31 protein-coding genes are annotated in these 24,506 nt (G+C 63.6%); 16 read left to right on the top strand and 15 right to left on the bottom strand.

Translation table 11 applies throughout. The features are described 5' to 3' along the window. Positions 1 to 45 precede the first annotated feature (45 nt). The 5 genes from dnaQ (at position 46) to P8R33_RS13055 (ending at position 3,058) form a co-directional block, all read left to right on the top strand. Positions 46 to 741 carry a DNA polymerase III subunit epsilon gene (gene dnaQ, locus P8R33_RS13075; protein ID WP_278329405.1) on the top strand — a complete coding sequence of 232 codons (696 nt, stop codon included), beginning with the start codon at positions 46 to 48 and terminating at the stop codon, positions 739 to 741. Positions 742 to 811: 70 nt separating this feature from the next. After that, a complete protein-coding gene (hpf, locus tag P8R33_RS13070; protein ID WP_278329404.1) occupies positions 812 to 1,381 on the top strand; it encodes a ribosome hibernation-promoting factor, HPF/YfiA family in 570 nt (189 codons plus the stop codon). Between the two features lie 13 nt (positions 1,382 to 1,394). Next, positions 1,395 to 1,862 carry a PaaI family thioesterase gene (locus tag P8R33_RS13065; protein ID WP_278329403.1) on the top strand — a complete coding sequence of 156 codons (468 nt, stop codon included), beginning with the start codon at positions 1,395 to 1,397 and terminating at the stop codon, positions 1,860 to 1,862. Between the two features lie 5 nt (positions 1,863 to 1,867). Next, a complete protein-coding gene (locus P8R33_RS13060; protein WP_278329566.1) occupies positions 1,868 to 2,203 on the top strand; it encodes a DUF1491 family protein in 336 nt (111 codons plus the stop codon). 198 nt (positions 2,204 to 2,401) lie between these two features. Further along, the gene (locus tag P8R33_RS13055) at positions 2,402 to 3,058 is read left to right on the top strand and encodes a cell wall hydrolase (RefSeq protein ID WP_278329402.1); all 657 of its coding nucleotides are present in this window, start codon (positions 2,402 to 2,404) and stop codon (positions 3,056 to 3,058) included. A gap of 59 nt (positions 3,059 to 3,117) precedes the next feature. On the opposite strand, the gene xth is transcribed toward P8R33_RS13055, so the two are convergent. The 3 genes from xth to P8R33_RS13040 are packed head-to-tail and all read right to left on the bottom strand — an operon-like array spanning position 3,118 to position 4,733. Continuing rightward, a complete protein-coding gene (gene xth, locus P8R33_RS13050) occupies positions 3,118 to 3,903 on the bottom strand; it encodes an exodeoxyribonuclease III (protein ID WP_278329401.1) in 786 nt (261 codons plus the stop codon). Positions 3,904 to 3,940: 37 nt separating this feature from the next. Then, a complete protein-coding gene (gene erpA, locus P8R33_RS13045; RefSeq protein WP_278329400.1) occupies positions 3,941 to 4,270 on the bottom strand; it encodes an iron-sulfur cluster insertion protein ErpA in 330 nt (109 codons plus the stop codon). A 31-nt stretch (positions 4,271 to 4,301) separates the two neighbouring features. Then, positions 4,302 to 4,733, bottom strand: a complete 432-nt coding sequence (locus P8R33_RS13040) for a CBS domain-containing protein (RefSeq protein ID WP_278329399.1) — start codon at positions 4,731 to 4,733, stop codon at positions 4,302 to 4,304. 126 nt (positions 4,734 to 4,859) lie between these two features. On the opposite strand from P8R33_RS13040, the gene P8R33_RS13035 reads away from it, so the two are divergent. Next, entirely contained in the window at positions 4,860 to 5,168 is a 309-nt protein-coding gene (locus P8R33_RS13035; protein WP_278329398.1) for a hypothetical protein, read from the top strand. Here the strand turns inward: P8R33_RS13035 and P8R33_RS13030 are convergent. From P8R33_RS13030 to P8R33_RS13010, 5 genes are read right to left on the bottom strand one after another with little or no spacing between them, the layout of a single operon-like run. Next, positions 5,153 to 5,527 carry a (2Fe-2S) ferredoxin domain-containing protein gene (locus P8R33_RS13030; protein WP_278329397.1) on the bottom strand — a complete coding sequence of 125 codons (375 nt, stop codon included), beginning with the start codon at positions 5,525 to 5,527 and terminating at the stop codon, positions 5,153 to 5,155. The genes P8R33_RS13035 and P8R33_RS13030 overlap by 16 nt on opposite strands. After that, complete coding sequence (locus P8R33_RS13025; RefSeq protein ID WP_278329396.1) at positions 5,524 to 7,611, bottom strand: dipeptidyl-peptidase 5; 2,088 nt, start codon at positions 7,609 to 7,611, stop codon at positions 5,524 to 5,526. Before P8R33_RS13025 ends, P8R33_RS13030 begins: the two co-directional genes overlap by 4 nt. Positions 7,612 to 7,670: 59 nt before the next feature. Then, positions 7,671 to 8,132 carry a DUF2497 domain-containing protein gene (locus tag P8R33_RS13020; protein ID WP_278329395.1) on the bottom strand — a complete coding sequence of 154 codons (462 nt, stop codon included), beginning with the start codon at positions 8,130 to 8,132 and terminating at the stop codon, positions 7,671 to 7,673. Positions 8,133 to 8,189: 57 nt separating this feature from the next. Next, a complete protein-coding gene (locus P8R33_RS13015) occupies positions 8,190 to 9,668 on the bottom strand; it encodes a TolC family outer membrane protein (RefSeq protein ID WP_446532518.1) in 1,479 nt (492 codons plus the stop codon). Beyond that, positions 9,668 to 10,267, bottom strand: coding sequence for a protein-L-isoaspartate O-methyltransferase family protein (locus P8R33_RS13010; RefSeq protein WP_278329394.1), 600 nt, complete (start codon positions 10,265 to 10,267; stop codon positions 9,668 to 9,670). The genes P8R33_RS13015 and P8R33_RS13010 overlap by 1 nt, the downstream gene beginning before the upstream one ends. Before the next feature lie 154 nt (positions 10,268 to 10,421). Between P8R33_RS13010 and P8R33_RS13005 the strand changes: the two genes are divergently transcribed. The 3 genes from P8R33_RS13005 to P8R33_RS12995 all read left to right on the top strand — a co-directional run bounded on the left by P8R33_RS13005 (position 10,422) and on the right by P8R33_RS12995 (position 13,999). Further along, positions 10,422 to 11,939, top strand: a complete 1,518-nt coding sequence (locus tag P8R33_RS13005) for a fumarate hydratase (protein WP_278329564.1) — start codon at positions 10,422 to 10,424, stop codon at positions 11,937 to 11,939. Positions 11,940 to 12,038: 99 nt separating this feature from the next. Continuing rightward, entirely contained in the window at positions 12,039 to 13,247 is a 1,209-nt protein-coding gene (locus P8R33_RS13000; RefSeq protein WP_278329393.1) for a sensor histidine kinase, read from the top strand. Between the two features lie 2 nt (positions 13,248 to 13,249). After that, positions 13,250 to 13,999 carry a LytR/AlgR family response regulator transcription factor gene (locus P8R33_RS12995; protein ID WP_278329392.1) on the top strand — a complete coding sequence of 250 codons (750 nt, stop codon included), beginning with the start codon at positions 13,250 to 13,252 and terminating at the stop codon, positions 13,997 to 13,999. A 169-nt stretch (positions 14,000 to 14,168) separates the two neighbouring features. On the opposite strand, the gene P8R33_RS12990 is transcribed toward P8R33_RS12995, so the two are convergent. After that, positions 14,169 to 14,471, bottom strand: coding sequence for a UrcA family protein (locus P8R33_RS12990; RefSeq protein WP_278329391.1), 303 nt, complete (start codon positions 14,469 to 14,471; stop codon positions 14,169 to 14,171). A gap of 201 nt (positions 14,472 to 14,672) precedes the next feature. On the opposite strand from P8R33_RS12990, the gene P8R33_RS12985 reads away from it, so the two are divergent. The 3 genes from P8R33_RS12985 to P8R33_RS12975 are packed head-to-tail and all read left to right on the top strand — an operon-like array spanning position 14,673 to position 16,684. After that, a complete protein-coding gene (locus tag P8R33_RS12985; protein WP_278329390.1) occupies positions 14,673 to 14,939 on the top strand; it encodes a hypothetical protein in 267 nt (88 codons plus the stop codon). A gap of 37 nt (positions 14,940 to 14,976) precedes the next feature. Then, entirely contained in the window at positions 14,977 to 15,834 is an 858-nt protein-coding gene (locus P8R33_RS12980; RefSeq protein WP_278329389.1) for a diacylglycerol kinase family protein, read from the top strand. Continuing rightward, positions 15,824 to 16,684: a metallophosphoesterase family protein gene (locus P8R33_RS12975; RefSeq protein WP_278329388.1), complete on the top strand. Its 861-nt coding sequence runs from the start codon at positions 15,824 to 15,826 to the stop codon at positions 16,682 to 16,684. The genes P8R33_RS12980 and P8R33_RS12975 overlap by 11 nt, the downstream gene beginning before the upstream one ends. 69 nt (positions 16,685 to 16,753) lie before the next feature. Here P8R33_RS12975 and rpsI read toward each other — a convergent pair whose 3' ends face one another. The 5 genes from rpsI to P8R33_RS12950 all read right to left on the bottom strand — a co-directional run bounded on the left by rpsI (position 16,754) and on the right by P8R33_RS12950 (position 19,996). Next, positions 16,754 to 17,278, bottom strand: coding sequence for a 30S ribosomal protein S9 (gene rpsI / locus P8R33_RS12970; protein ID WP_278329387.1), 525 nt, complete (start codon positions 17,276 to 17,278; stop codon positions 16,754 to 16,756). Continuing rightward, positions 17,278 to 17,757, bottom strand: coding sequence for a 50S ribosomal protein L13 (rplM, locus tag P8R33_RS12965; RefSeq protein WP_278329386.1), 480 nt, complete (start codon positions 17,755 to 17,757; stop codon positions 17,278 to 17,280). The genes rpsI and rplM overlap by 1 nt, the downstream gene beginning before the upstream one ends. Before the next feature lie 157 nt (positions 17,758 to 17,914). Beyond that, on the bottom strand, positions 17,915 to 18,646 hold the full coding sequence (locus P8R33_RS12960) for a hypothetical protein (protein ID WP_278329385.1): 732 nt from the start codon (positions 18,644 to 18,646) through the stop codon (positions 17,915 to 17,917). 4 nt (positions 18,647 to 18,650) lie between these two features. After that, positions 18,651 to 18,974, bottom strand: a complete 324-nt coding sequence (gene cutA / locus P8R33_RS12955) for a divalent-cation tolerance protein CutA (RefSeq protein WP_278329384.1) — start codon at positions 18,972 to 18,974, stop codon at positions 18,651 to 18,653. Next, positions 18,971 to 19,996: a COX15/CtaA family protein gene (locus P8R33_RS12950; RefSeq protein WP_278329383.1), complete on the bottom strand. Its 1,026-nt coding sequence runs from the start codon at positions 19,994 to 19,996 to the stop codon at positions 18,971 to 18,973. Before P8R33_RS12950 ends, cutA begins: the two co-directional genes overlap by 4 nt. A gap of 143 nt (positions 19,997 to 20,139) precedes the next feature. Between P8R33_RS12950 and P8R33_RS12945 the strand changes: the two genes are divergently transcribed. The 4 genes from P8R33_RS12945 (at position 20,140) to P8R33_RS12930 (ending at position 22,650) form a co-directional block, all read left to right on the top strand. Then, positions 20,140 to 20,544 carry a MerC domain-containing protein gene (locus tag P8R33_RS12945; protein ID WP_278329382.1) on the top strand — a complete coding sequence of 135 codons (405 nt, stop codon included), beginning with the start codon at positions 20,140 to 20,142 and terminating at the stop codon, positions 20,542 to 20,544. Between the two features lie 10 nt (positions 20,545 to 20,554). Next, positions 20,555 to 21,529 carry a sulfur carrier protein ThiS gene (gene thiS / locus P8R33_RS12940; protein WP_278329381.1) on the top strand — a complete coding sequence of 325 codons (975 nt, stop codon included), beginning with the start codon at positions 20,555 to 20,557 and terminating at the stop codon, positions 21,527 to 21,529. Between the two features lie 64 nt (positions 21,530 to 21,593). Further along, complete coding sequence (locus tag P8R33_RS12935; RefSeq protein ID WP_278329380.1) at positions 21,594 to 22,121, top strand: hypothetical protein; 528 nt, start codon at positions 21,594 to 21,596, stop codon at positions 22,119 to 22,121. A 19-nt stretch (positions 22,122 to 22,140) separates the two neighbouring features. Further along, positions 22,141 to 22,650, top strand: coding sequence for a hypothetical protein (locus P8R33_RS12930; protein ID WP_278329379.1), 510 nt, complete (start codon positions 22,141 to 22,143; stop codon positions 22,648 to 22,650). On the opposite strand, the gene P8R33_RS12925 is transcribed toward P8R33_RS12930, so the two are convergent. Next, positions 22,647 to 24,449: an AMP-dependent synthetase/ligase gene (locus tag P8R33_RS12925; protein ID WP_278329378.1), complete on the bottom strand. Its 1,803-nt coding sequence runs from the start codon at positions 24,447 to 24,449 to the stop codon at positions 22,647 to 22,649. The genes P8R33_RS12930 and P8R33_RS12925 overlap by 4 nt on opposite strands. Positions 24,450 to 24,506 lie beyond the last annotated feature (57 nt).

Raw genomic sequence — 24,506 nt, 5'->3', positions numbered from 1 at the left:
GATCGACCCTTGAAATCGCCGCAATTGGGGCCGATAGGATAAGCAATGCGTGAGATCGTGTTCGATACCGAAACCACCGGCCTAGACCCCAAGACGGGGGACCGGATGGTCGAGATCGGATGTGTCGAAATAATCAATCTCGTGCCCACGGGCAAAACCTACCACGCCTATTTCAATCCCGAGCGCGACATGCCTGCCGGCGCGGAAGCGGTGCATGGGCTCTCGGCGGCCTTCCTCTCGGACAAGCCCCTGTTCTCGGATGCGGCAGAGGAACTGCTCGCGTTCATCGGCGACTCTCCGCTGGTCGCGCACAATGCCGGCTTCGATTTCGGCTTTCTCAATGCCGAGCTGGGAATCTGCGGGCGCGATGCCGTCTGCACCAGCCGTATGATCGACACGGTCGCGCTGGCCCGCAAGCGGCACCCGGGCGCCAAGCTATCGCTCGATGCGCTGTGTTCGCGCTACGGGATCGATCGCAGCCACCGCGTGAAGCACGGCGCGCTGCTCGATGCCGAGCTGCTCGCGCAGGTCTATGTCGAGCTCAAGGGCGGACGGCAGATCGGGCTGGAACTGGCAGCCGAAATCGAAGTGCAGCAGGGCGAGGCGGTCGAAGAGCTCGTGGCCGTGCGCCGCGCGCCGGACCGGCCACGCCGTGAACCGCGCCCGCATTCGGCATCTGCCGCGGAGCTTGCGCGCCATAGGGACTTCATGGCCGGGATCGAAAACCCGCTCTGGGGATAGATTGCGGGCCATGCCGGCGGACGGGGCCGGTCGGGATTGTAAGCGGGGACGAACAAGGAGAACGAAAGCAATGGATATCCGCGTTTCCGGCCACCAGATCGATACCGGCGCCGCTCTGCAGGAGCATGTCGACGACCGCATGAACGCCATCGTCGACAAGTATTTCAATCGCGCGATCTCCTCCCATGTCACGTTCGGCAAGGGTCCGGGCGGCTCGTTCACCGCAGATATTGTCACCCATGTGATGCAGGGCCTGATCCTCAAGGGCCATGCCGAGGCGCATGACGTACACCAATCCTTCGATCAGGCCGCAGCGAAGATCGAAAAGCAGCTGCGCCGCTACAAGCGCCGGATCCAGGACCGCCACGAACAGGCCGCACATGCGCTGCGCGAGGAAGAGGCTGCCTACACCATCCTCGCCGCACCCGATGCCGACGACGACGAGGAAGTCACAGTCGACAGCCCGCCGGTCATCGCCGAAACGCGCGCCATCATTCCCGAATGCAGCGTCGCTGATGCGGTCATGATGCTCGATTTGCAAAACGCCAATGCGCTCCTGTTCAAGAACGCCGGGAGCGAGCAGCACAATATGGTCTATCGCCGCCACGACGGTTCGATCGGCTGGGTCGAGCCGCGCTAGGCGGAGCTGATTGATGGCGGACGGGGCGGCAAATAGCGGGGCCGAGCGGCATTATCGCGCGCTGGAGGCGCTTTACACTTCGGCGCCGGTCAATGCTCTGTTCGCCTCGCGCCTTTCGATCCCTGACGAGGGCCATGCCCGGATCGCTTTCGATGTGACCGAGGAAGTCTATCACGCGGCCGGTGCCGCGCATGGCACGATCTACTTCAAGATGCTCGACGATGCGGCGTTCTACGCCGCGAACACGCTGGCGACCGATCGCTTCCTTCTGACCACGTCTTTCAACCTCCATTTCACCAAGCCGGTCCGGACGGGGAAGGTGATAGCCGAGGGCAAATGGGTCAGCGGCCGCAAGCGGGTATTCGTCGCCGAATCGCGGCTGGTCGATGAGGAGGGAGACGAGATCGGTCGTGGGACCGGCACCTTCATGCGCTCGCGAATCGCTCTGTCGAGTCTCCCCGGCTACGTAACCAAGGTTTGAACGAGATGGATGCGCGGCTCCCCGCACATGTCGAGGTTTCGGGCCTGGTGCGCTCGGTATCGGCTGCAGGTGGCTTTGCAACCGTTTTGCAGCGCGGAGAGAAGGACGCCGGGACGCTCCTTATCGTCGCTCTCGATCGCGGCGAGAACGCAACTCTTTGGGAACGCATGCCCCAGCTAGACGGATCGCGCAGCTTCACTCGCTCTCGAAAGCAAGACTCTGAAAATCCACAAGAATTTAACGAATACATCGCTCGCAGAAAACAGTCGGATCCCGATTGCTGGGTGGTCGAGCTGGATATCGCCGATGCGGAACGGTTCATCGATTCCGCAGTGCAATAACTTGACTTGGTTTCGGATGTGACTACTTGGCCGCCCAACTTCGATGCGTAGGCGGCCTGCTTCGGCAATGGGGTCGGTAGGCTAGCACGCAGACGGGGGATGGGCGGCAGGCCCGTAACGGATCCAGTTCAACGACGCGAACAACGCGCACGGATCCCAGTCTGCATCAGGCCATCAACCGCTTAGTTTAGCAGAAAAATGGTCCGTAAATTTACCGGTTTCACCGCGGCTGTCGCGGCGATCGCCCTTACCACGCTCGCCGGAGCGGAAAGTTCCGGCGCCAACGCCCAGGTTGCGGCGCAAGCAACCGAAATCGCCACCGCCGAACCCGAAGTGACCGAAGAGGTCGTTCCGGTCTTCGTACAGAACGAGGTGGTGCAGGAGCTTCCCGAGGAAGCCGAACCCGAAATTCCCGTCGTCGAAGAAGCGCCGCGCGCCCAGAGCCTGCGCGAGCTGGTCGACGCGATGCCCGCCACCGGCGAGCTGTCGCCCGAACTCCAGTGCCTTGCCGGTGCGATCTATTTCGAATCCCGCGGCGAGCCGCTGGCGGGCCAGCTGGCCGTGGCGCAGGTCATCATCAACCGCGCGGAGGACCGCCGCTTCCCGTCGAGCTATTGCGGCGTCGTCTACCAGCGCGCGCAGTTCTCATTCGTGAAGGGCGGTCGCATGCCGCGCATTCGCACCGCTACCGCAGCGTGGACCAAGGCCAAGGCCCTTGCCCGCATCGCCCACCGCGGCTTGTGGGAGAGCGAAGCCGGCGATGCCCTGTTCTTCCATGCGAAATACGTGCGGCCGAGCTGGAGCCGCAAGAAGATCGCCACTGCGACCATCGATACGCACATTTTCTACCGTTGATCGGCGGATCGGAAACGTAAGGGGTCGTCGCGCGAGCGGCGGCCCCTTTCGCATGGCGCTCAGTCGCGTAGCTCTACCCAGACGGGCGTGTGATCGCTGGCTTTCTCACGCCCGCGATACTCCTTGTCCACGCCGGCTGCCGTCATCCGATCGGCGGTCTCGGGCGACAGCAGCAGGTGATCGATGCGGAATCCGTGATCGCGCTGCCAGGCACCGGCCTGGTAGTCCCAGTAGGTCCATACGCCGCCGCGTGGATTGAGCGTGTCGATCGCATCGGTCCAGCCATCGTCGAGAAAGCGGCGATAGGCATCGCGCGATTCGGGCTGCATCAGCGCATCGTTCGCCATCGCGCGGACGGACCAGACATCCTTGTCCTCGGGAATGACGTTGAAATCGCCGAGGACGACCGCCGGAACTTCCTCGCGCCAGATTTCGCGCATGCGGGCACGCAGCTTGTCCATCCAGGCAAGCTTGTAGTCGAATTTGGGCCCCGGATGCGGATTGCCATTAGGTAGGTAGAGGTTGCAGATGCGCACCCCGTTCACCTCGCCTTCGAGATAGCGGGCCTGTTCGCCCTCGCCGTCCTTCGGGCCATCGATACCGAGGTCGCGCTGCACTTCGACCGGCTCGATACCGTCGGCCAGGATCGCGACGCCGTTGAAGCTCTTCTGGCCGTGCCAGATCGCCTTGTAGCCGATGGCCTCGAACTCGTCGGCGGGGAAGCCGTCGTCCATCGTCTTGATTTCCTGCAGGCAGGCGACGGTGGGGCGGGTTTCCTCGAGCCATTCCTTCAGGCGCGGCAGGCGCGCCTTGATGCCGTTGATGTTGTAGGTGGCGATACGCATTCAGGCGTGATGCCCGAAAGGTGCGCGCGGGTCTAACTCAAATCCCGAAGCTCGATCCGCAACCGCACCCGGCGGCCGCCTGGGGGTTCTCGACCTTGAAGGCCGCGCCGCCCAGATCCTCGACGAAATCGACCTTGCTCCCGGCCAGCAGATCCAGGCTTACGGGATCGACGACGAGTTTCACGCCATCGGTTTCGCTGACGGCATCGTCGCTGTCCGGCGCTTGGGCGAGGTCGAACTTGTACTGGAAGCCAGAACAACCGCCCCCCTCGACGGACAAGCGCAATACTGCGGGCTTCGCCTGCTTCTGCGCGATCGCTGCGACGCGCGTTGCCGCCGCTTCAGTCAATGTGGGTGTGCCTGTCATGGCTTGAATGTAGGGATCGCTGCGCCTGCGCTCAAGCGTGGGCGATATAATCGCGCATGGCTTCGGCTTCGTGCTGCACCTCGTCGAAGCGCGATTTCACGAGATCGCCGATCGAAATGAAACCGCACATGGTGTCGCCGTCGAGCACGGGCAGGTGGCGAATGCGGCGCTTGGTCATCAGCGCGAGCGCCTGGTCGATCTTGGTCGCGCGATCGACCGTGATCGGCGGCGAGGTCATCACGTCGCCGACCGGGCGAGCGAGGCAGGCGTCGCCCTCCTCGGCCAGGCGATAAATCACATCGCGTTCGGAGAAGATGCCGACGACCTTGCCACCCTCCATTACCGGCAAAGCACCGATGCGCTTGGAAGCCAGCAACCGCACCGCCTCCCTGACCTGGCCATCGACCGAACAGGAAATCACGTCCGAGCTTCTGCGATCTGCGATGAGCGATCCGATATCCATGGCGCTGTCGTCTCCCTTTTTATGGTCGGGAGAATGCCATCAAACGGCGCAAAATGCGAATCCGTGACGCGGGGCGGCCCGGCAAGGTCATTGCAAGGCGCGGGGCAAGCGGCCAGAGGAAGCGCGATGGTGAAGAAGTCTCCCCTCGACGATCCGCAAAACGCCGCATTCGCCTGGGCGCGGTTCCGGCGGATCATGCGCTTCATGTTCCTGCTGACCGTGGGCGTGGTCGCGATTTCGCTGGCGCTGCTATGGAAGTTCGGCAGCGATGCCGTCTCGATCCATTACTACATTGCGGCGGCGCTGGGGATCGGCTTCACCATGCTGCTGGCGAGCGCGCTGATGGGGTTGGTGTTTCTGTCATCGGGCACCGGCCACGACGAATCGATCGACGATCCGCTGGCCGACGACCGCGACGATCAGTCCGCTGGATAGAGCCGGAATTCCTCCACCGGCACGCCGCCGATGAGGTGACGCTGGATGATCGCTTCCAGCACCTCTTCGTTGCAGGAGTGATACCAGACGTTCTCCGGCCAGACGACCGCGATAGGTCCCGCCTCGCAGACCTGCAGACAATCGGCCTTGGTCCGTTGCACCGTCGCTCCCGGCCCGACGAGCTTCAGCTCCTTCAGCCGCTTCTTGAGGTAATTCCAGGCGGCCTTGCCCTCGTCGCGCTTGCAGCACTTCTGCTTCTCGGACACGGCGCACAGGAAGATCTGCCGCTCTGCCGAGGCACCGCCGATCTTGGTCAGGGCCCTGCGCGCCTTGTGTAGTTTCTTGTCGCTCACACTCATTCTGCGGGCTTCAGCCAGCGGTCGAGCCACGCGAACACGGTATTGTGCCACTGCAGCGAATTCTTCGGCTTCAGCACCCAGTGGTTCTCGTCGGGAAAAACGAGCAACTGGCTGGGTATCTGCTTTTCCTGCAAGGCGGTGAAGCTGGCGATGCCTTGCGTGTACGGCACGCGGAAATCCTTCATGCCGGTGATGACCAGCATGGGTGTTTGCCACTCATCGACGTGGTTGACCGGATTCCACTTCTCGTAAGCTTGGGGGTTTTCCAGATAGCCACCGCCGAAATCCCAGCGCGGGAACCACAATTCCTCGGTCGTGAAATAGAAGCTGCGCATGTCGAACAGGCCGTCGTGCTGGACGAGGCAGTCGAAACGGTCGGGCCACTGGCCGGCGATCCAGTTCATCATGTAGCCGCCGTAGCTCGCGCCCATGGCGCAGGCGCGGCTGCCGTCGATCTGCGTGTCGAATTCGAGCGCGGCTGCGAGGCCCTTCTGCAGGTCCTCCAACGGCTTGCCGCCCCAGTCGCGATTGATCGCATCGGTGAAGGCCTGGCCGTATCCGGTGGACCCATGAAAATCGACCGAGATCACCGCATAGCCCTGGCTCGCAACGACACGCGGATTCCAGCGGCTCGACCAGCCATCGTTGAACGATCCCTGCGGGCCGCCATGGACGTAGAGGATTGCCGGAAGCTGGCTGGAAACGCCGTCCGGCTTGGTGATCTGACCCCAGACGGTGTCGCCCCCCGCTCCGGTAAAACTGAACCGCTCGACCGAGACGGGCGTCAGATTGCCCATCCGACTCATCGCGACATCCGTCAGCGGCGTGGCCTGATCCCAGTCGCTGGCGAGGTACATCTCCGCAGGCGCGCCGATCGAGTCGCGGGTGAACACCAGCCCGCCGCCATGGAGCGGCACCACATTGCCGATATGCGCCTCGTTCCCCGCCATCAGATCGAGCCGGACGACCTCTCCGGTGCGCGGATCGATGCGAAAGGCCGGCGTGTCGAGCACGTCCTGCGCCGTGGCGACGATCCAGCGGGAATCGGGCGTCCAGGCGAGCGAGCCGAAGCTGCGGTCGAAGTCCTTCGTCAGCGGCGTGGCCACACCGGTGCGCAGATCGCGGAGCATGACTACCTGCCGGTCTGCCTCGTAGGTGGGCCGCTCCATGGCGACATAGGCGAGATATTGGCCGTCGGGCGACGGGGTCGGTAGCGCGTCGAGAGCCTCGTTGGCGTCGGTCAGATTGGTCGGTGCGTTGCCGGAGAAATCTGAGAACCAGATGTCGAGATTGGTCGAGTATGGCTCGGTCTGCCCGCCCTCGCGCGCGGTGAAATAAAGGCCTTGGCCATTGGGCGCGAAGGCGACATCCTCGCTTCCACCGAAGGGCGCGGTGGGCGTATCGCCGCTCGGTCCGCCAGCACCGATGGCACCATCGACCGGCCTTGCTGCGCCGACCTGCTTGCCGCCTTCGAGCGGCAGCACGAATACGCGGCTATAGGTGCCGGGCGTTTCCCAGCTGTCCCAGTGCCGGATGAAGCCGCCGTCGCCTTCGAATAGCAGTCCGGTGCCGGGTCCCGGCTCGTAAGTCTTCGCGCTGTCATCGCAGGAAAGATCGGTGCAGCTGCGCGCAACATCGGTCCAGATCGCCAGCCGCGATCCGTCGCGCGCTACCTGGAAGCCGTTCACGGCGCGGGGCAGGTCGGTGACCTGCGAGGTCTCGGAAACACTACCGTCGGGGCCGATCCGGGTGCGCCAGACCTGATCGTCATGCAGGTAATAGAGCCAGCCATCACCGCCGAACCTTGCGTCGCCACCCGTGAGATCAAGCGCAACCGGCGCGGCATCCATGTCGGCGAGCGAGCGCATGTAGAGCGTGCTGCTCCGCTCATAGGTCTCGGGATCGGTCGTCGTCACCGAATAGACCGCCATGCGTCCCGACGGATCGACGCTTGGCGCGCCGAGGCGTGGCATGGTGACGAGGTCCTGAGCGCTCATCGGCGCGCGGTCCTGCGCGGCGAGTGGTGAAGCGAGAAGCGCAATGGCGCTGGCGAGCGGGAAAGCGACCCGGTTGCGTGCAGTCATGGACGCAGGGCTTATCCGCGCCGCGCGGCAAAGTTAAGCGTTTAGATTGCGCTCCGCGATCAGGAGCGTTTGCCGGCGATCCGGGCGATCTCCGCCTTGACCATATCCTCGACCATGCCGGGCAGGTTGGCATCGAGCCATTCGCGCAGCATCGGGCGGAGCATTTCGCGCACCAGGCCCTCCAGCGAAGTCTCGCCCGAGCGGACGATCTGCGGCTGCTTGCTCGGTTGCGACAGCATGGCGAGCGCGGCGAAGTTTTCCTGCATCGCCTTGCGTGTATCGCCGCGGGTCAGCGCATCCTCTTCCTCGTCGTCGGGTTCGTCGCCCGCATCTTCGACGGCATAATCGGCATCGAGTTCGAGGACTTCTTCGGCCTCTTCCTCATCGGCCGGTTCTGGAGTGGCCACGGGCGCAGACTTGCGGCGACGATCCGTGATGATCGCATCGCGATTGTCTCGCGCGATCACTTTCTTGATCGAGTCGAGAATCTCTTCGACCGAAGGTTCGCCAGCCTGATTCATAATCGATTGCACCCCTGCTTCACGAATCGACGCTTTCGCAGCGTTCGGAAAGTATGCTTAATCGATTCTATCCGCGAAATCATCCTCTTCGGCGATATCGGCGTTTGCTGCCGGCAGATCGACGGTGCGGGTGGCCTCGGCAACAGGCTCGGGATCGCGGTCCCAATCCCAAATCTTGCCGCGCACCCGCCGGTAGTTGAGCTCGGGATCGTAAAGCACGCCCGCATCGCCAAGGTTGAGGTCGCGCGCTTCCGCGCGGCCCATCGCGGCCAGCAGGGTGAAGCCTGCCACATAGGCGTTCCGGCGTGCAGTCACGAGCTGAACCTGCGAATTCAGCAGCTCCTGCTCCGCATTCAGCACGTCGAGGATGGTGCGATTGCCGATCGAGTTTTCCGCCCGCACACCCTCGAGGCTGAGCGCCGCCGCATCGACGGCGACCTGGCTGCTCTCGATCACGGCGAGCGAGGCCTGCCAGCTCGACCACGCGGCGCGAACCTGCGCGATCACGTCGCGTTCGGCAGCAATGACCTGCTCCAGCGCGGCGGTCTCGCGCGCCTGCGCCTGGCGTTGCCGTGCGGCCGGGAGGCCGCCCTGGAAAATCGGAAGCCGCAGCTGGACGCCGACATTGGCGGTCGTTTCCGCCTGCGAAATGCCTGCCTGTCCGCCGGCCAGCGTGCCGAAGTAATTGTTGTACCCGCCATTGGCGAAAACGCCGACATTGGGGAGGCGGCCCGATCCAGCGACCTCGGTGTCGAAGCCCGCAGCCTGCGCCCGTTCTTTGGCAGCGATCAGGTCCGGATTGTCTTCGAGCGCGACAGCCACGGCGGTTTGGACGTTTTCCGGCAGGCCGGGCAGGGCCGGCGGCGGCTGGAGATTATCGGGCGTTTCGCCGACGAGCTGGATATAGGTCTCGCGCGCTGAAATCAGATTTGCCTGCGCATTGCGGAAGTCACCGCGGGCCAACGCCAGTCGCGCCTCCGATTGCGCCACGTCGGTCCGTGTCAGGTCGCCGATTTCGAAGCGGTCGCTGGTCGCCTGCGCATTGACTTGCAGCACGTCGATCTGGTTGGCGCGCAGCGATGTCACCGCCTGGCCGAGGAGGACGTCCATATAGGCCGCGACGACCTGGCTGAAGAGCGCGCTTTCCGTGCCGCGGAGATCCGCCTGTCCGGCCTCGACGCGCTGCTCTGCGGCGGCGATCGAATTCTTGATCGCGCCGCCGGAATAGATCGGCACATTGAGTTGCGGGCCGATCTGCAGCACGCGGTCGGGCGAGGTGAAGCTATTGGTCGAGGTCCTGACGAATTCGGTATAGGTCGCGGTCGCATCGGCGCTCGGCAGGCCCTGCGCGCGGTTGATCGGGACATTCTCGTCGGTCGCCCGCTGATTGGCCTGTGCGGCGAGCAGGACAGGATTGTAGAGGTAAGCCTGGGTCAGCGCTTCCTGCAGAGTGTCGGCCGCAGCGGGTTGGGCAAGCGCGACGCTTGTCAGGGCGCTACCCGCCAGCAGGCGCTTGATGGGGGGCATCGACGCCATCAGAAACTCCAGCTGGTCGGCCGATCGAACTGCGCGAGCCGCGGAACGCCGAGCTCCGCCAGCGGCAACAGGGCGAGCGCATCGGCGGTTTTGCGTCCTGTCGCGAGCCGCGTGACATTGCGCTCTACCAGGCCGGTCACGATCCGGCCGCCGTCGGCAACCAGCTTGGCGAGACCCGCCGGGACATGCTCGATCGCGCCATCGACAAGGACCAGCGAATAGACGCCCTTCTTGCGAGCCCCGACGGCGTCCTCGGGGCTCATCACCCGCACCGATTTGACCATCGGCTCGACCAGCGCGGGCAGGTATCCGCTGCCGCCGTCGACCACGAGCACTTCATCGCTCGCAAGCGGCTGCGCTTCGGACAGCATCATGCCGTGGAACAGCGGTTGCGGCAGGACTTTGCCATCGCCCAGACGCACGGCGCGATCGCTATAGGCGACGCTGCGCATCGATTCGGGCACGAACTCCTCGCGCGCAACGGCACCCATGCGTTCGAGCACGAAAGGTTCGTTCACGCCGCTGGTGCGCAGCTGGCTGTCGAGCATCGCTTTGCGGGCGGCGGCGAAATCGGTCTTGGGGGCGAGGGTAGTGGTCATGGTGGGTCGCTGTATTGCTCTAATAACACGCTGGGTCAAGCCGGCTTGCTGTAGGCGCAAGAGCTTTTGTGTCCAAGCGCTTTGACCGATGGCGGCAAACACGCCTATCGGGGAGCGCAATTCTGCAACATGGGAATTTCCGGCGATGAGCGACATGACCGTCATCAGCGAAGACGACCTGATCGAAAGCGTGGCCGACGCGCTCCAGTATATTTCCTACTACCACGCGATGGATTACATCCGCGCCTTGGGCGATGCCTACGAGGCGGAGAAAGGCCCGGCGGCCAAGGATGCGATCGCGCAAATCCTCACCAACAGCCGGATGTGCGCCGAAGGCCACCGCCCGATCTGTCAGGACACCGGCATCGTCAATGTCTTCGTGCGCTGGGGCATGAACTGCCGCCTCGACAGCGAACGATCGCTGCAGGAAGTCGTCGATGAGGGTGTCCGCCGCGCCTATAACCATCCCGACAACAAGCTCCGTGCCTCGATCCTCGCCGATCCGGCCTTCACCCGTCGCAACACGCGCGACAATACGCCATCCGTACTATCGGTGGAGATGGTGCCGGGTAGCACGGTGGGCGTAGACGTCGCGGCCAAGGGCGGCGGCAGCGAGAACAAGTCCAAGTTCAAGATGATGAACCCGTCCGACAATATCGTCGAATGGGTGCTCGAACAGATTCCATCGATGGGCGCCGGCTGGTGCCCGCCGGGCATGCTGGGCATCGGCATCGGCGGCACGGCGGAGCATTGCATGCGGCTAGCCAAGCTCAGCCTGATGGACCCGATCGACATGGGCCAGCTCAAGCAACGCGGGGCGCAGAACGATATCGAGCAGCTGCGGATCGACATCTTCGACGCGGTGAATGCGATGGGAGTCGGCGCGCAGGGGCTGGGCGGCCTGTCGACCGTGCTGGATGTGAAGATCCTCGACGCGCCCTGTCACGCGGCAGGCAAGCCGGTGGCGATGATTCCCAACTGCGCGGCCACGCGCCACGCCCATTTCACGCTCGACGGCAGCGGTCCAGCGTATCTGGAGCCGCCTAAACTGGACGACTATCCGCAGGTCACCTGGAAACCGGACAGCGCGGCGAAGCGGGTCGACCTCGATGCGCTGACGCCCGAAGAAGTCGCGAGCTGGAAGCATGGCGACCGCTTGTTGCTGTCGGGCAAGATGCTGACCGGGCGCGACGCGGCGCATAAACGCATCCACGACATGCTGGAGGCTGGCGAGGAACTGCCGGTCGATTTCAGGGGCCGCGCGATCTATTACGTCGGCCCGGTCGACCCGGTGATGGGCGAAGTCGTCGGCCCAGCCGGTCCGACCACTGCCACTCGCATGGACAAGTTCACGGAAATGATGCTCGATCTCGGCCTGCTGGCGATGATCGGCAAGGCCGAGCGGGGGCACAATGCCGTCGAGATCATCAGCAACTTCAAGGTCGCCTACCTCATGGCGACCGGCGGCGCGGCCTATCTCGTCAGCCGCGCGATCAAGGGCGCACAGGTCGTGGCCTTCGAGGATCTCGGAATGGAAGCGATCTACGAGTTCGAGGTCGAGGACATGCCGGTGACGGTCGCAGTGGATGCCGAAGGCAACAACGTCCACACGCTTGCGCCTGCCGAGTGGCGCCGCCGGATCGCCGAAGGTGATCTGGAGCCCGCTGAATAGCATTCCGCTCGACCAACGCCTGAACGCTCTCGACCGCCGGACTGGCTTTTGGCGGCTCGAACGGCCACATCGGGGCATGATTTGGATGCTGAACGCCTGATGAATTCTACGACGCCGCACTTGCCGGCCCGGACGGTGCTGGGATCGATCCTGGCCGTCTGGGGAATCTACTTTCTTCTCGTTACCGTTCGTGGCGAGCTTTCCGGATTCGGCTTCGAATGGGAAATGCTGTGGCGGCGTGCCCTGGTCTGCGCGATCGGCATGGCCGTGACAGTCGTCATGTGGCTGATCCTGCGCCTGTTCGATCGGAGGGCGCTGGCCGCCAAGGTGGCCGTAGCCGCGATCATCGCCTTTCCCGCCGCCATCGCGATTGCCCAGGCGAACCAGTGGGTTTTTGCAAACATCCAGGAAAAGATCGAGAAACGCATCGGTGAGGAGCGCGGCATAGCTATCCGTCGCGACGAGTCCGGCAATCTCCTGGTGGACCTGCCGCGGCCGCAGATCACCGGTGAGGTGGAAGAGGCTGCCGAAGGTCTCGCGCCCCCGGAAAGCGTCGTCATCGCCCCGGCACCGACAGCGATGGACAAATGGCGCATGACTTTCGACATCGCGCTGGGCCGCTATTTTCTGCTGCTGGCCTGGGCGGCGCTATATATCGCCACGCAGGCGCGGGCGCAGGCGCTGGCGGCAGAGCGCGAAGGCGAGAGGTTCCGGAGCGCGGCCAAGGCGGCGGAACTGCGTTCGCTGCGCTATCAGGTTAATCCGCACTTTCTCTTCAATACGCTGAATTCGCTGTCGGCGCTGGTGATGACCGGCAAGTCGGACCGGGCCGAGGAGATGATCCAGACGATTTCGCGCTTCTACCGGCACAGCCTGGCCGACGAATCGACCGGCGATGTGACGCTGGCCGACGAAGTGGACCTGCAGGAGCACTATCTCGAGATCGAGGCGGTGCGGTTCCCGGAGCGCCTGCGCGTCCACGTCGACATCCCGCGCGAGCTGGAGCATTACCGGGTGCCGGGCATGATCCTGCAGCCACTGGTCGAGAATTCGGTCAAATACGGCGTGTCGGCCAGCGCGCGGCCCGTTACCGTATCGATCGTCGCGCGCGAGGAGTATGGTCGCCTGGTCATTACCGTCGCCGACGACGGGCCGGGCGTTCCCGCAGGCCACAGCGGCGGTTTCGGTATCGGCCTCGCCAATGTCCGCGACCGGCTGGAGGCACGGTTCGGCGCAGAGGCGACGGTCACTTCCGGCCCGGGATTGCAGGGCTATGAAACCGAACTCAGGCTACCCATGGTGAAATGAGCATGGCTGAAAACACGTCGGAAAAACTGCGCACCCTGATCGTCGATGACGAGCCGCTGGCAGTCGAGCGGATGCAGGTCATCTGCGCCAGGATGGAGGACCTCGCCGTCGTCGGTACGGCAAGCGACGGCGCGCAGGCGTTGCGGCTGATCGAAGCGTTGAAGCCCGATCTCGTGTTGCTCGACATGACCATGCCGGAAGTCGACGGCCTTTCGGTTGCCAAAGCGCTCGCCAAAGAGGAGCAGCGGCCGGCCGTGGTCTTCGTGACGGCGCATGACAATTACGCGGTCGAGGCGTTCGATCTGGACGCGGTGGACTATGTGCTCAAGCCGGTGAAGCCGGATCGTCTCGAGCGCGCGATCAAGCGCGCGATGGCCCGGCGCGGAGACGGCGAGCGCGAAGAGAGCCAATGGCTCGAAGAGCTTTGGATCCCCCACCGGTCCGAGCTTATCCGTATCGCCACCAGCGAAGTCGGTCGCATCGATGCCGAGCGCGACTATGTGCGGCTCTATGTCGGCGAAAGCGACGAGGCGCGCACTTACCTGCTGCTGCAGACGATCGCCGGTCTGGAAAAGCGCCTCGATCCGGCAAAGTTCATCCGCATCCACCGCTCCACTATCCTGCGCAAGGATCGTATCCAGGGCCTCCGCCATGATGGCCTGGGAGTCTGGTCGGTGGAGCTGGAAAACGACGAGGCTCTCCGGATCGGCCGAACCTATCTGCCGAAGGTCAAGGCGATGGCCGGTCGCTGACTGCACGCATTGAGCTCGCTTGCGACCATTGCGTTAGCTCCAAAACAAAGACGGCCCCGACCGGGGGACTGCGTCCGGTCGGGGCCTAGTTTGGGTTTGGCCAGGGGTTTCTCAGCCACCCGTCTCGCGCTGCTCTGAGGCAGCTACAACTGCTTGTTTCGTCCTGATGTCATCCGCCCTTTCCGGCTGATACGACGGCTGCTGCGACGTATTCGCGCGTGCTGTTGCGGGCGTAGGCAAGACATTCGGTAGCCTTAGGGTCCCGGATCCGTGTGCCGGTGCGCTGGCGATCCAGCCCGCACACCTGTCGAGCGGCTTTTTCGATCCGCCGATCGAGTTCCTTCTGCCCCTTTGCGGTGTCCAGATCGAGATCGTCGTAAGTCACGATGATGTTGGCGCCTTCCTGCGCCACTGCCGGCGCTGCTGTGGCGACGAGGCCAAGCGCGGCGATTGCTGCAAACGTTTTGCTCATTAGAATCTCTCCTGCGATTGCGGAGGGCCCGAAGGGTTTTGGGGGACTGTTGGAAGGCCCTCCGCAGGAACTGTATTACCCAGCTACACCTGTAATCGCGCGGCGCATTCGACGGACGACTCGCGTATTGGACGGAAGGCGCGAACTGGCCGACGAAGCGCGCTTGGCAATCGGCGGGCGTCGAGACTATGCCGTCAATCGATGATGCTTGCGGTTCTCTTTGTGTGCGGCGTAGCCAATTTCGCGCTCAGCAAGGCTCTGATCGAAAGCGATCATCCGATTCTCGAGACTTTGCCGGCTGCGTTTCGCCGCAACGGCGGACGCGTGTCCTTGGCATTCGAGTTTGCCGTGCTGGTGGTCGCGATGCTCCTTGCCGCCAATGGCTGGCCTTCGGCGGCTTGGCTATATGCCGGTTATACAATCGCCAACGGCGCGTTCGGCTGGCTGGTCGCAACCGGAAGGCTTTGATGGGGAACCAAAAGGCGACACCGCGCGCTTGCCGGGTATGGCCGCCTGTCCTCCGAGCTGGTTGATCGTCAACACCCGCAGCGGGAGCCACAGCGACGCGCGCGAGGAAGAGTTGAAACGGGTCCTGGCCGAGCGGGGGTTGGCCTGCGACCTTACCGTGTCCTTTCCCGATGCCGACCTGCCGAGCAAGTCGCTGCTCGAGGAAAGCGGCATAGAACGACTCATCATCTTCACCGGCGACGGCACCGCCAATGGCGCAATCGCCAAGCTTGCCGGATGGGGCGGAGAGGTACTCTTTCTCCCGGGCGGGACCATGAACCTGCTCAGCGGCCGGCTCCATGGCGAAGAGGTCGAGGCCGAGGAAATACTCGCGCGCGTAGCCCAGGGCGCATACCGGCGGATTCGCCTTCCGGTGGTTCGTTGCGAGAAGGGGATTGCCTTGGCTGGGTTCCTCGCGGGCCCGGGGACCGCATGGGCCAATGTACGCGAAGCGATGCGCGATATCGATGTCGCCGGACTTGCCGAACATACGAGCGATGCCGTGGCCGAAACCACATACGGCGCCCGTGTGCGAATGACCGATCCGGCCCAAGGTCGACCGGACGGGTATCCCCTTCTCGAAATTACGCCCAGCGCTCGGGGTATGCAGGTTGACGCCTACTGCGCCGACGATGCCGCCAGTTATCTGCGGCAGGGCTGGGCACTGCTTCGACACCGCTTTCGCGAGGGCCCGCACGAACGGCTGGGCCTGTTCGACCGAATCGAGATCGCGAATTGCGAGGGCGAACCATTGAATGTTCTGCTGGACGGGGAGCCCGAGATGCTCGGCCCCGAAGCGGTATTGCAACTGGCCGAAACCGAAGTCGATCTGCTAGCGACCGACCATGGCTACTGACTTCCGGCGCATTTTCCACCTCAGCGACATTCACTTCGGGCTGGAAGACAATCGCGCGCTCGATTGGGTAAAGCAGGAAATTGCCGAACGGCGTCCCGATGCCGTTGCGATCACAGGCGATCTCACAATGCGTGCGCGCCACCGGGAATTCGCAGCGGCGACGCACTGGATCAATTCGCTCGATGCGCCGGTGACGGTTGAGGTGGGCAACCACGACATGCCCTATTTCAATCCGTTCGAGCGATTCTTCACGCCCTACAAACGCTTTCGCGGCATGGAAGAAAAGGTCGAGAAAGAACTCGATCTCGGCAGCCTTGCGATCGTGCCACTCAAGACCGCCGTACGCGCACAACCCCGCTTCAACTGGTCGAAAGGGTGGGTGACCGATGCGGCGCTGGAGAAATGTCTGGCAGCAATCGATGCGCTTCCTGCGGGGAAAGAAGCGCTGGTCGCCGTGCATCATCCGCTGCGCGAGGTCGGGACAGAGGGCACGGCGCTGACCAAGCATGGCGAGAAGGCGCTTCGGGCCCTTGCGAAGCGGCCCGTACGCGCGGTGCTGTCCGGCCATGTGCACGATGCCTTCGACATCATGGAGCAGACGCCAGAAGGCCCGGTACGGATGATCGGTGCCGGGACGCTGTCGCAACGCACCCGCTCGACGCCGCCGAGCTTCAACGAGATCGAATTCGACGGGCAGAACCTCAAGGTCACGGTTCGCAATCTCGAAGACGTCGAGACGCGCGACATGCAGATCGACGACGTGCCGGAAGATGCGATGCCCCCGCGGAAGAGCGGCGAGCCGGTCGCGCCGGTCAGGCAGGTCCCGCGTGTCGATCCGCCCGTGCACTGAGCACATGTGAAAAGGGCGGCCCCTCGCGGGACCGCCCTTCCTCGGTGACCGAAAAACTCGGTAAGCCGGTTAGCGCTTCGAGAACTGGAAGCTGCGGCGTGCCTTGGCGCGGCCGTACTTCTTACGCTCGACCACGCGGCTGTCGCGGGTCAGGAAGCCGGCGGCCTTGACCGTGCTGCGCAGGGCCGGCTCGTACTTGGTGAGCGCCTGGCTGATGCCGTGCTTGACCGCACCGGCCTGGCCCGAAAGACCGCCACCCTTGACGGTGGCGACGACGTCGTACTGACCCTGGCGTTCGGTGATGGCGAAGGGCTGGTCGATGATCAGGCGCAGCGTCGGGCGTGCGAAATAGACTTCCTGGTCCTTGCCGTTGACGGTGACCTTGCCGCTGCCGGGCTTCAGCCAGACGCGAGCCGTCGCGTCCTTGCGGCGACCGGTAGCATAGGCGCGGCCTTCCTTGTCGAGCTCCTGCTCGCGCAGAGGAACCTCGGCGGTGGCGGCGATGTCCGCAGCGTCGCCCTGCGGGGCGTCGGAAGCGATGTCCTTCAGATCGGCGAGATCGGAGACGGTGTCGTTCTTGGTTTCGTCAGCCATTATGCAACAGCCTTGTTCTTGCGGTTCATCGAGGCAACGTCGAGCTTCTCGGGCTTCTGGCCGTCATAGGGATGCTCGGTGCCGGCAAAGACGTGCAGCGCACGCATCTGGTCGCGGCCCAGCGGACCGCGCGGGATCATGCGCTCCACGGCCTTTTCGAGCACGCGCTCGGGGAAGCGGCCGCCCAGCACCTTGGCGGGCGTCGTTTCCTTGATGCCGCCGACCCAGCCGGTGTGCTTGTAATAGACCTTGTCGGTCATCTTCTTGCCGGTGAACTTCACCTTGTCGGCATTGATGACGATGACATGGTCGCCGCAATCGACGTGTGGCGTGTAGATCGGCTTGTGCTTGCCGCGCAGGATGTTGGCGATGATCGCCGCAACACGACCGACGACGAGACCTTCGGCGTCGATGATGTGCCACTTCTTTTCGACCTCGGACGGCTTGACCGACCGGGTCACCTTGCTGAGAGCCTTCATGGCTGGTTTTCCGTATCTAGTGTTCATGCCGCCTGGTCGGCGGCCTTTCCTGCGAATCCAGCGTTGCCGCATTCGCGAAGCGGGCGGCAAATGGCGGTGAAGGGCCCGCAAGTCAAGCGATTCCGGGGGCCTTCGGGGCGGTAAAATAATACCCTAGCTAAAAACGGTACAAGTGCCAGACCTCGCTCGAGTGACGGGTGTCGCCCTCCAACCGGGTTTGCACCAATCGTTCGAACCGGTCGAGCAACCCGCTTTGCTCGTGAGCGGAACTCCGCAGCGCGATGGCCACGGTCCCAGATCCGCCGCCGGGCAGTGCGATAGCGCGCACGTCTTCGCGTTCGCCAGGTATTGGAAAGAAAAGGTCCGGTGGAATGGCGCTCATTGCCGCGCCTGCGGCGCCGGCGAGGCGGTGCAGGAATTGGCGGGCATCGGCGACGTCGACATCGCTCGCGGTAAAATTCCGAAGCGCCCTCATTGCGGCAGCGATCGCATCGCTCGACGCACCTGTCGGCGTGCTTCGAGCAGCGACAATCATGCCCGAGCCATCAAGCAGCGCGGGGAAGGGGCCGCTATCGCGCCGCTTTTCTTCCATAGTGGCCAGCGCTTGCAGACTTTCAGGAGCGTCGACTTTGGCGCTTTGGTCGAAACTGCTGACCGAAAAGCCTCTTCCGCTTGCGGAAAAACGGCATGACCACTCGCGCTCGACCGTTAGCATCCGGCCGTCGACAAGCGAACGCGACACTTTGCGGGAAAGCCGATACTCGCCCATCGGCGCTGTGCGCATAGGGCGGTTCTCCGCTGCGAATGCGGGGTGTCCGCCCAGCGCAATGGGCAGGACGGCAATTGCGCCAAGGCGAAGCATCGCCTCGCGTCGGTCGGGCCCTGCCATCTTCCTATCCCCCCAAAGCCGGGCCGACCCCATCAAGCCACGCCTGCGTCGCCGCGCCAGCCGCATCGCAATTCCAGCCCACTATTGCCGGGGCATCGTAGGGGTGCAAGCTTTCAAGGCGTGCGATTGCAGAGTCGAGCAACCGGGCGTGAGTTTTGAGCAGGGCCGGAACTTCCGTTCCCTCCCCACGCTCGCCGTCCCAAGCGAAGAGAGAGTGGATCGGCCCACCAATATTGATACAACCGATCAGCTCTTCGTCGAGCAAGGTCGCCCCGATCTTTGCTGCCGTTTCCTGATCCGGAAAGGAGCAATAGATCAGCGCCGTCATCGCTCCCGGCCCAACACGTGCGCGCCCCATGCAAATGCCGCTACGAGGAGCGCCCCCACCACCTGGTGCGCGACAGCAATCCACAAGGCGACCCCTGTCATCACGGTTGCGATGCCGAGCAGGATCTGCGTTCCGAACGCTGCGTGGATCGCAATCGAAGCCTGCCGCTGCACCGGTTTCACCTTGCGCGCCATGATAACGAGCGCGGCCACGGCGACCCAGGCCCACCAGCGATGCAGGAAGTGGAGCAGATAGGGGTCATGGGTCAACGCGTAGAAGAAACCTTTGCCTGTATCGTACTCCGGCACCAAGCGATCCTGCATCAGCGGCCATGTGTCGCTTGCCAGCCCGGCATTGAGCCCCGCCACCCATGCACCGAGCAAAAGCTGAATGAAGAGGATGAGGCCGACCCAACTCGCGGTTCTGGTCCAGCGGGCGGGCGGTGCGCCGCTCGCCTTCAGCCGCAGCAGGTCCAGCGCCGTCCAGATCAGGCCGCCGAGGGTGAACAGCGCGGTGAGCAGATGGATCGACAGCCAGAAATGGCTGACGTCGGTCATCGTCCCGGCAAGGCCGCTCCGCACCATGAACCAGCCGAAGACACCCTGCAGGCCGCCCAGCGCGAGCAATGCGACCAGCCGCCATTTGTAGCCCTGCGGAATAGCACCGCGCACCCAGAACCACACCAGCGGAAGCGCGTAGACCAGCCCGATTACGCGGCCGAGCTGGCGGTGAAACCACTCCCAGAAATAGATGAACTTGAAGGCGGCGAGGTCCATGCCCGCCGGGCCGGTTACGTTCTTGTATTCCCCGGTCGCCTTGTAGAGGTCGAACTCGGCCCGCCATGCCGCCTCGTTCAGTGGCGGGATCGCCCCGCTGATCGGCTTCCACTGGGTGATCGAGAGCCCGCTCTCGGTCAGCCGCGTGATTCCGCCGACCGACACCATCAGTACGACCAGCACTGCCACGACGAGGAGCCATATCGCAATAGCCCGCGGGCGCAGGGATTCGGTATCTGCCGTCATGCGCGCCCATGTGCTGCGACCTCCGAGCTTTCGCAAGTGCAAAGCGGGCAACCGCTGTCGCTCGCTATGAAAGCACCGGCTATCGCTTTGGCGCGCGGTTCCGCTTGAATTATGTTACATCGTCACATAAGTGGCAAATCGCAATGTTCGAGCGCGCCACCCTTCCGATTCGACGCCGGCTTGACCGTGTTGGCATCTTCCTGTCCGGGGCCTGCGCGCTGCACTGCCTGCTTTCGATCGTCATCGTATCCGGTCTGGGCATCGGCGGGGAATTCTTCCTGTCGCCCGACATCCACCGTTACGGCCTGTTGCTCGCCACGCTGATCGCGGGCGTAGCGATCGGCTGGGGAGCATTGCGTCACCGGATGGCTGCGCCCTTCGTGATTGCGATGACCGGCCTCACCTTCATGGGTGCAGCGCTGGCCGTTCCGCATGGCTACAAGGAGGCGATCCTGACAATCATCGGCGTCGCGCTCGTCTCACTGGGGCATATCCTCAACCTGCGCCATGTGCATTCCAGCGCTTGCAAGGAGCGTTGCGGCGACTAAGTCGGGCGGCATGATTGCCCTTACCGTCAACGGCGAAAGCCGCCGCACCTCCGCCACCACCATCGCCGAGCTGGTCCGCGAACTCGACCTTGCGCCCGAGAAGGTCGCGGTCGAGCACAATGGCACGATTGCCCCGCGCAGCGAGCTGGGCAGTCATGCGCTAAGCGAAGGCGATACGCTGGAGATCGTCCATTTCGTCGGCGGCGGGCAAGGTGACGACGACACGTGGAGCGTGGCCGGGCGCACTTTCAAAAGCCGCCTCATCGTCGGCACGGGCAAATACAAGGATTTCGAGCAGAACGCCGCCGCCCTGGAAGCGAGTGGAGCCGAAATCGTCACGGTCGCGGTGCGGCGCGTGAATGTCAGCGACCCCAAGGCGCCGATGCTGACCGACTATATCGACCCTAAGAAGATCACCTACCTGCCGAACACTGCGGGCTGCTTCACGGCCGACGATGCAATCCGCACGCTCCGGCTGGCACGCGAGGCGGGCGGCTGGGACCTCGTCAAGCTGGAGGTTCTGGGCGAGGCGCGCACGCTCTATCCCGACATGCGCGAGACGCTGACGGCTACCGAGACGCTCGCCAAGGAGGGCTTCCTCCCGATGGTCTATTGCGTCGACGATCCCATCGCCGCGAAACAGCTGGAAGATGCAGGCGCTGTCGCGGTCATGCCGCTGGGCGCGCCGATCGGCTCCGGCCTCGGCATCCAGAACCGCGTGACCATCCGCCTGATCAAGGAAGGCGCAAGCGTGCCCGTACTGGTCGATGCCGGCGTCGGCACGGCCTCGGACGCCGCAGTCGCCATGGAGCTTGGCTGCGACGGAGTGCTGATGAACACCGCCATCGCGGAGGCGAAAGACCCCATCCGCATGGCCCGCGCGATGAAACTCGCGGTCGAGGCAGGCCGCGATGCCTACCTCTCCGGCCGTATGGCGACGCGCAAATATGCCGATCCGAGCAGCCCGCTTGCTGGACTAATTTAATCCCGCTTACCGCTTGTTAACCATCTTCGGTGACATTCGCCCTGACACAACGGGGGCACCGATCATGGCCGTTACCAATACCGCTTCGCTGACCATCGCCGAAATGCGCGAGTTCGCCGGCTTCACCGCCGCCGAGCAGCGCTACATCCGTCGCAGCCTCGATATCGGGCTGGGGCGCTGCGATGCGTTTCGCATCTGGGGCCGCGATGCGGTGGAGAATGCCGCGATCCGCAGCCAGTATGTCGCCTATCAGGAGCTGAAGGCGCTGCGCCAGTCGATCCCGGTGGCGTCGGGCTTCGATGCGATCGAACCCTTCGTCGGCAAGCTGACCCGCGTGGCCGCCTTCGACCTGGCGCAGGAGCGGATCGACAGCTTTTCCGCCTTCCGCTTCCTCTACGAACGCCTGATCTCCGCCGAAGCGCGGCCCTGGCTGCCGAGCGCCTTCTGCGCCGCCGCCGCCCTGCCGCATATCCGTCCGGAGCGCCGCAAGATGCTGCTGCAAAGCCTGAGTGAGGCCGCCGCTACCGCCCCGGGTTGGAGCGACCGCGCGCCGAGTTTTTACCCGGAATTCATCGAGGAAGCGGCGGCTTAGATATGCCGACGTTTTCCAGATGACCGCGATTCGGCTCGCCGAAGAGCCAACCGACTTCGAGACTTTCGATCCGCTACCATCTTTTTGGCGAGCGGAATGTCTGAATTTTTTCGCCATGGGCGAGCTTGCGGTCGCAAATTGTCTCGAAGCTATGCGTGACGCGAAGGTCTCACTTGACCCGGAAGGTGTGCATCCCGGGCATGCCGCTCGTATGAGAGCGCTATCGTCGGCATTCACGACACACGAGTTCGCAGGGCATTCAAAAGTCGCTGCGGCTAAACTTGACGATTGGCGGCACCTCCACGACGAACATAGACTTTGGCTTGCTCACGGAGTGATGACAATCGCTGGGCCGGCAGCAGACTTTCGGCTTTTCACCTATCTCAGCGGTGAGCGGAAAGACATGGGAGTCAAACGTTACGAGCGAGCGGAAATGCGCGAACTTCTAAATAGGCTATGTACAGTACATCATTTCATGGTCGTCCAGTTCGGGCAAATCCATGCTGCTTGCAAACGGGGTGAAATCTAACCCCGATACAACCCGTCAAGGCGCTCGCCGTAGCGTTCCTTGATCTTGTGGCGGCGGATTTTCATCGAGGGGGTCATTTCCTCGTTCTCGATGGTGAAGGGCTCGTCGGCGATGGCGAACTGGCGGACCTTCTCGGTCACCGACAGGTCCTTGTTCACCCGGTCGACTGCGGCGCGAACGGCGGCCTTGAATTCGGGCAGGTCCTGCAGCTGTTTGCAGTCGAACTTCTTGCCCTGCGCCTGGCACCATTCCAATTGCCATTCGGGATCGGGCACGATCAGGCCGACGATGTAAGGCCGCTTGTCGCCCGCGACCATGGCCTGGCCGATCTCGGGCTGGAGGGTCAGCATGCCCTCGACCTTCTGCGGGGCGATATTGTCGCCCTTGTCGTTGACGATCATGTCCTTCTTGCGATCGGTGATGACGATCCGGCCCTTGTCGTCGAGATGGCCGATGTCGCCGGTATGCAGCCAGCCGTCCCTGATCGTGCGCTCGGTCTCGCCCTGGTTTTGCCAGTAGCCGTGCATCACGAGCTCGCCGCGGCAGAGGATCTCGCCATCCTCGGCGATCTTGATGTCGACGCCGCGCATCGGCGGGCCGACCGTGTCCATCTTGATGCCGGCAGCGGGGCGATTGCAACTGATCACCGGCCCGGCCTCGGTCTGGCCGTAGCCCTGCAGCATGGTGAGACCCATCGATTCGAAGAATACGCCGACTTCGGGATTGAGCGGCGCGCCACCCGACACCATCGCCTTCACCCGTCCGCCGAACCGCTGGCGGATCTTTGGTTTCAGAAGCTTGCCGACCACGAAATCCTTCGCGCCGTCGCCGAATTGCCTGCGCCCTTCGGCGCGCCGCTCGCCGACTTCCAACGCGGTGTTCATCAGTTTCTCGGCCAGCCCGCCCTGCTTCTGGACTTGCTTCATGATGCGCGTCCGCAGCACTTCGAACAGGCGCGGGACGACGACCATGATGGTCGGCCTGGTTTCCTCGATATTGCTGGCGAGCTTTTCCAGCCCTTCCGCATAATAGATCTGCGCGCCGACACCGATCGGCAGGTACTGGCCGCCCGTGTGCTCATAGGCATGGCTGAGCGGCAGGAAGGAGAGGAAACGCTCGTCGTCGTCGATGCCGAAATCCTCGCTCAGGATTTCCGCCGCCCCGGCCGCATTGCACAGGATCGCACCGTGATGCTGCTTGACCCCGCGCGGGGCGCCGCCCGTGCCGCTGGTGTAGATGATGCAGGCGGTGTCGCCGCGACCGATCGACGCGACCCGCTCCTCGACGGCCTTGCGTGCGGCTGCAGCATCTCCGGCAGTCATCTTCGCCCAGGTATGGAATTCGAAACTGCCCGATTGCTGGCGGTGGAGGTCCTCGATGCCGATGACGTGTTCGGCGACACCGGACGCCTGCAGCGCGCCATGCAGGGGGCGTAGCAGCTTCTCAGTCGAGACGATGACTGCCTTTGCGCCCGAATTGTCGAGGATGTGAACGTGATCGCGTTCGGTATTGGTTACGTAGGTCGGCACGGTGATGCAGCCCGCCGCCATGATCGCGAGATCGGCAATGCACCATTCGGGGCGGTTTTCGGAGACGAGACACACCCGGTCCCCATCGCGCAATCCAAGCGCACGCAGGTTCTCGGCCAGCAGGCAGACCCGGTTGGCGGCTTCGGCCCAGCTGATCGTCTGCCAGCTTCCGTCGATCTTGGCGCCGAGGAAAGCGCTGTCGCCCTTTTCGTCGGCGCGCTTCAGGAAAAGCTCGACGAGATTGTTCGCTGTATCGATGTCGGCCAGCACGGCTCCGCTCCTCGAAGTAGTGAAGGGTCTGCGCCCCGTTGAGCGCGGGGCTTAAGC

The organism is Qipengyuania flavescens (genome assembly GCF_029688735.1).
Taxonomy (GTDB): Bacteria; Pseudomonadota; Alphaproteobacteria; order Sphingomonadales; family Sphingomonadaceae; genus Qipengyuania.
The sequence above is the reverse complement of the archived record's forward strand: the minus strand, read 5'-3'. Positions and strand labels throughout refer to the sequence as shown.

What these genes read in the sequence shown, in the direction of transcription:
- rplM (WP_278329386.1), bottom strand. Translation starts at nt 17,757, where the DNA reads ATGAAGGCTCTCAGCAAGGTGACCCGGTCGGTCAAGCCGTCCGAGGTC.
- P8R33_RS12980 (WP_278329389.1), top strand. Translation starts at nt 14,977, where the DNA reads ATGGCCGCCTGTCCTCCGAGCTGGTTGATCGTCAACACCCGCAGCGGG.
- P8R33_RS12990 (WP_278329391.1), bottom strand. Translation starts at nt 14,471, where the DNA reads ATGAGCAAAACGTTTGCAGCAATCGCCGCGCTTGGCCTCGTCGCCACA.
- P8R33_RS12985 (WP_278329390.1), top strand. Translation starts at nt 14,673, where the DNA reads ATGATGCTTGCGGTTCTCTTTGTGTGCGGCGTAGCCAATTTCGCGCTC.
- P8R33_RS12950 (WP_278329383.1), bottom strand. Translation starts at nt 19,996, where the DNA reads ATGACGGCAGATACCGAATCCCTGCGCCCGCGGGCTATTGCGATATGG.
- P8R33_RS13015 (WP_446532518.1), bottom strand. Translation starts at nt 9,668, where the DNA reads ATGGCGTCGATGCCCCCCATCAAGCGCCTGCTGGCGGGTAGCGCCCTG.
- P8R33_RS12975 (WP_278329388.1), top strand. Translation starts at nt 15,824, where the DNA reads ATGGCTACTGACTTCCGGCGCATTTTCCACCTCAGCGACATTCACTTC.
- dnaQ (WP_278329405.1), top strand. Translation starts at nt 46, where the DNA reads ATGCGTGAGATCGTGTTCGATACCGAAACCACCGGCCTAGACCCCAAG.
- P8R33_RS12945 (WP_278329382.1), top strand. Translation starts at nt 20,140, where the DNA reads ATGTTCGAGCGCGCCACCCTTCCGATTCGACGCCGGCTTGACCGTGTT.
- hpf (WP_278329404.1), top strand. Translation starts at nt 812, where the DNA reads ATGGATATCCGCGTTTCCGGCCACCAGATCGATACCGGCGCCGCTCTG.
- rpsI (WP_278329387.1), bottom strand. Translation starts at nt 17,278, where the DNA reads ATGGCTGACGAAACCAAGAACGACACCGTCTCCGATCTCGCCGATCTG.
- cutA (WP_278329384.1), bottom strand. Translation starts at nt 18,974, where the DNA reads ATGACGGCGCTGATCTATTGCTCCTTTCCGGATCAGGAAACGGCAGCA.
- thiS (WP_278329381.1), top strand. Translation starts at nt 20,555, where the DNA reads ATGATTGCCCTTACCGTCAACGGCGAAAGCCGCCGCACCTCCGCCACC.
- P8R33_RS13010 (WP_278329394.1), bottom strand. Translation starts at nt 10,267, where the DNA reads ATGACCACTACCCTCGCCCCCAAGACCGATTTCGCCGCCGCCCGCAAA.
- P8R33_RS13035 (WP_278329398.1), top strand. Translation starts at nt 4,860, where the DNA reads ATGGTGAAGAAGTCTCCCCTCGACGATCCGCAAAACGCCGCATTCGCC.
- P8R33_RS13030 (WP_278329397.1), bottom strand. Translation starts at nt 5,527, where the DNA reads ATGAGTGTGAGCGACAAGAAACTACACAAGGCGCGCAGGGCCCTGACC.
- P8R33_RS13005 (WP_278329564.1), top strand. Translation starts at nt 10,422, where the DNA reads ATGACCGTCATCAGCGAAGACGACCTGATCGAAAGCGTGGCCGACGCG.
- P8R33_RS13020 (WP_278329395.1), bottom strand. Translation starts at nt 8,132, where the DNA reads ATGAATCAGGCTGGCGAACCTTCGGTCGAAGAGATTCTCGACTCGATC.
- P8R33_RS12995 (WP_278329392.1), top strand. Translation starts at nt 13,250, where the DNA reads ATGGCTGAAAACACGTCGGAAAAACTGCGCACCCTGATCGTCGATGAC.
- erpA (WP_278329400.1), bottom strand. Translation starts at nt 4,270, where the DNA reads ATGACAGGCACACCCACATTGACTGAAGCGGCGGCAACGCGCGTCGCA.
- P8R33_RS13060 (WP_278329566.1), top strand. Translation starts at nt 1,868, where the DNA reads ATGGATGCGCGGCTCCCCGCACATGTCGAGGTTTCGGGCCTGGTGCGC.
- P8R33_RS13040 (WP_278329399.1), bottom strand. Translation starts at nt 4,733, where the DNA reads ATGGATATCGGATCGCTCATCGCAGATCGCAGAAGCTCGGACGTGATT.
- P8R33_RS12930 (WP_278329379.1), top strand. Translation starts at nt 22,141, where the DNA reads ATGACCGCGATTCGGCTCGCCGAAGAGCCAACCGACTTCGAGACTTTC.
- P8R33_RS12960 (WP_278329385.1), bottom strand. Translation starts at nt 18,646, where the DNA reads ATGGCAGGGCCCGACCGACGCGAGGCGATGCTTCGCCTTGGCGCAATT.
- P8R33_RS13065 (WP_278329403.1), top strand. Translation starts at nt 1,395, where the DNA reads ATGGCGGACGGGGCGGCAAATAGCGGGGCCGAGCGGCATTATCGCGCG.
- xth (WP_278329401.1), bottom strand. Translation starts at nt 3,903, where the DNA reads ATGCGTATCGCCACCTACAACATCAACGGCATCAAGGCGCGCCTGCCG.
- P8R33_RS13000 (WP_278329393.1), top strand. Translation starts at nt 12,039, where the DNA reads ATGAATTCTACGACGCCGCACTTGCCGGCCCGGACGGTGCTGGGATCG.
- P8R33_RS13025 (WP_278329396.1), bottom strand. Translation starts at nt 7,611, where the DNA reads ATGACTGCACGCAACCGGGTCGCTTTCCCGCTCGCCAGCGCCATTGCG.
- P8R33_RS13055 (WP_278329402.1), top strand. Translation starts at nt 2,402, where the DNA reads ATGGTCCGTAAATTTACCGGTTTCACCGCGGCTGTCGCGGCGATCGCC.
- P8R33_RS12935 (WP_278329380.1), top strand. Translation starts at nt 21,594, where the DNA reads ATGGCCGTTACCAATACCGCTTCGCTGACCATCGCCGAAATGCGCGAG.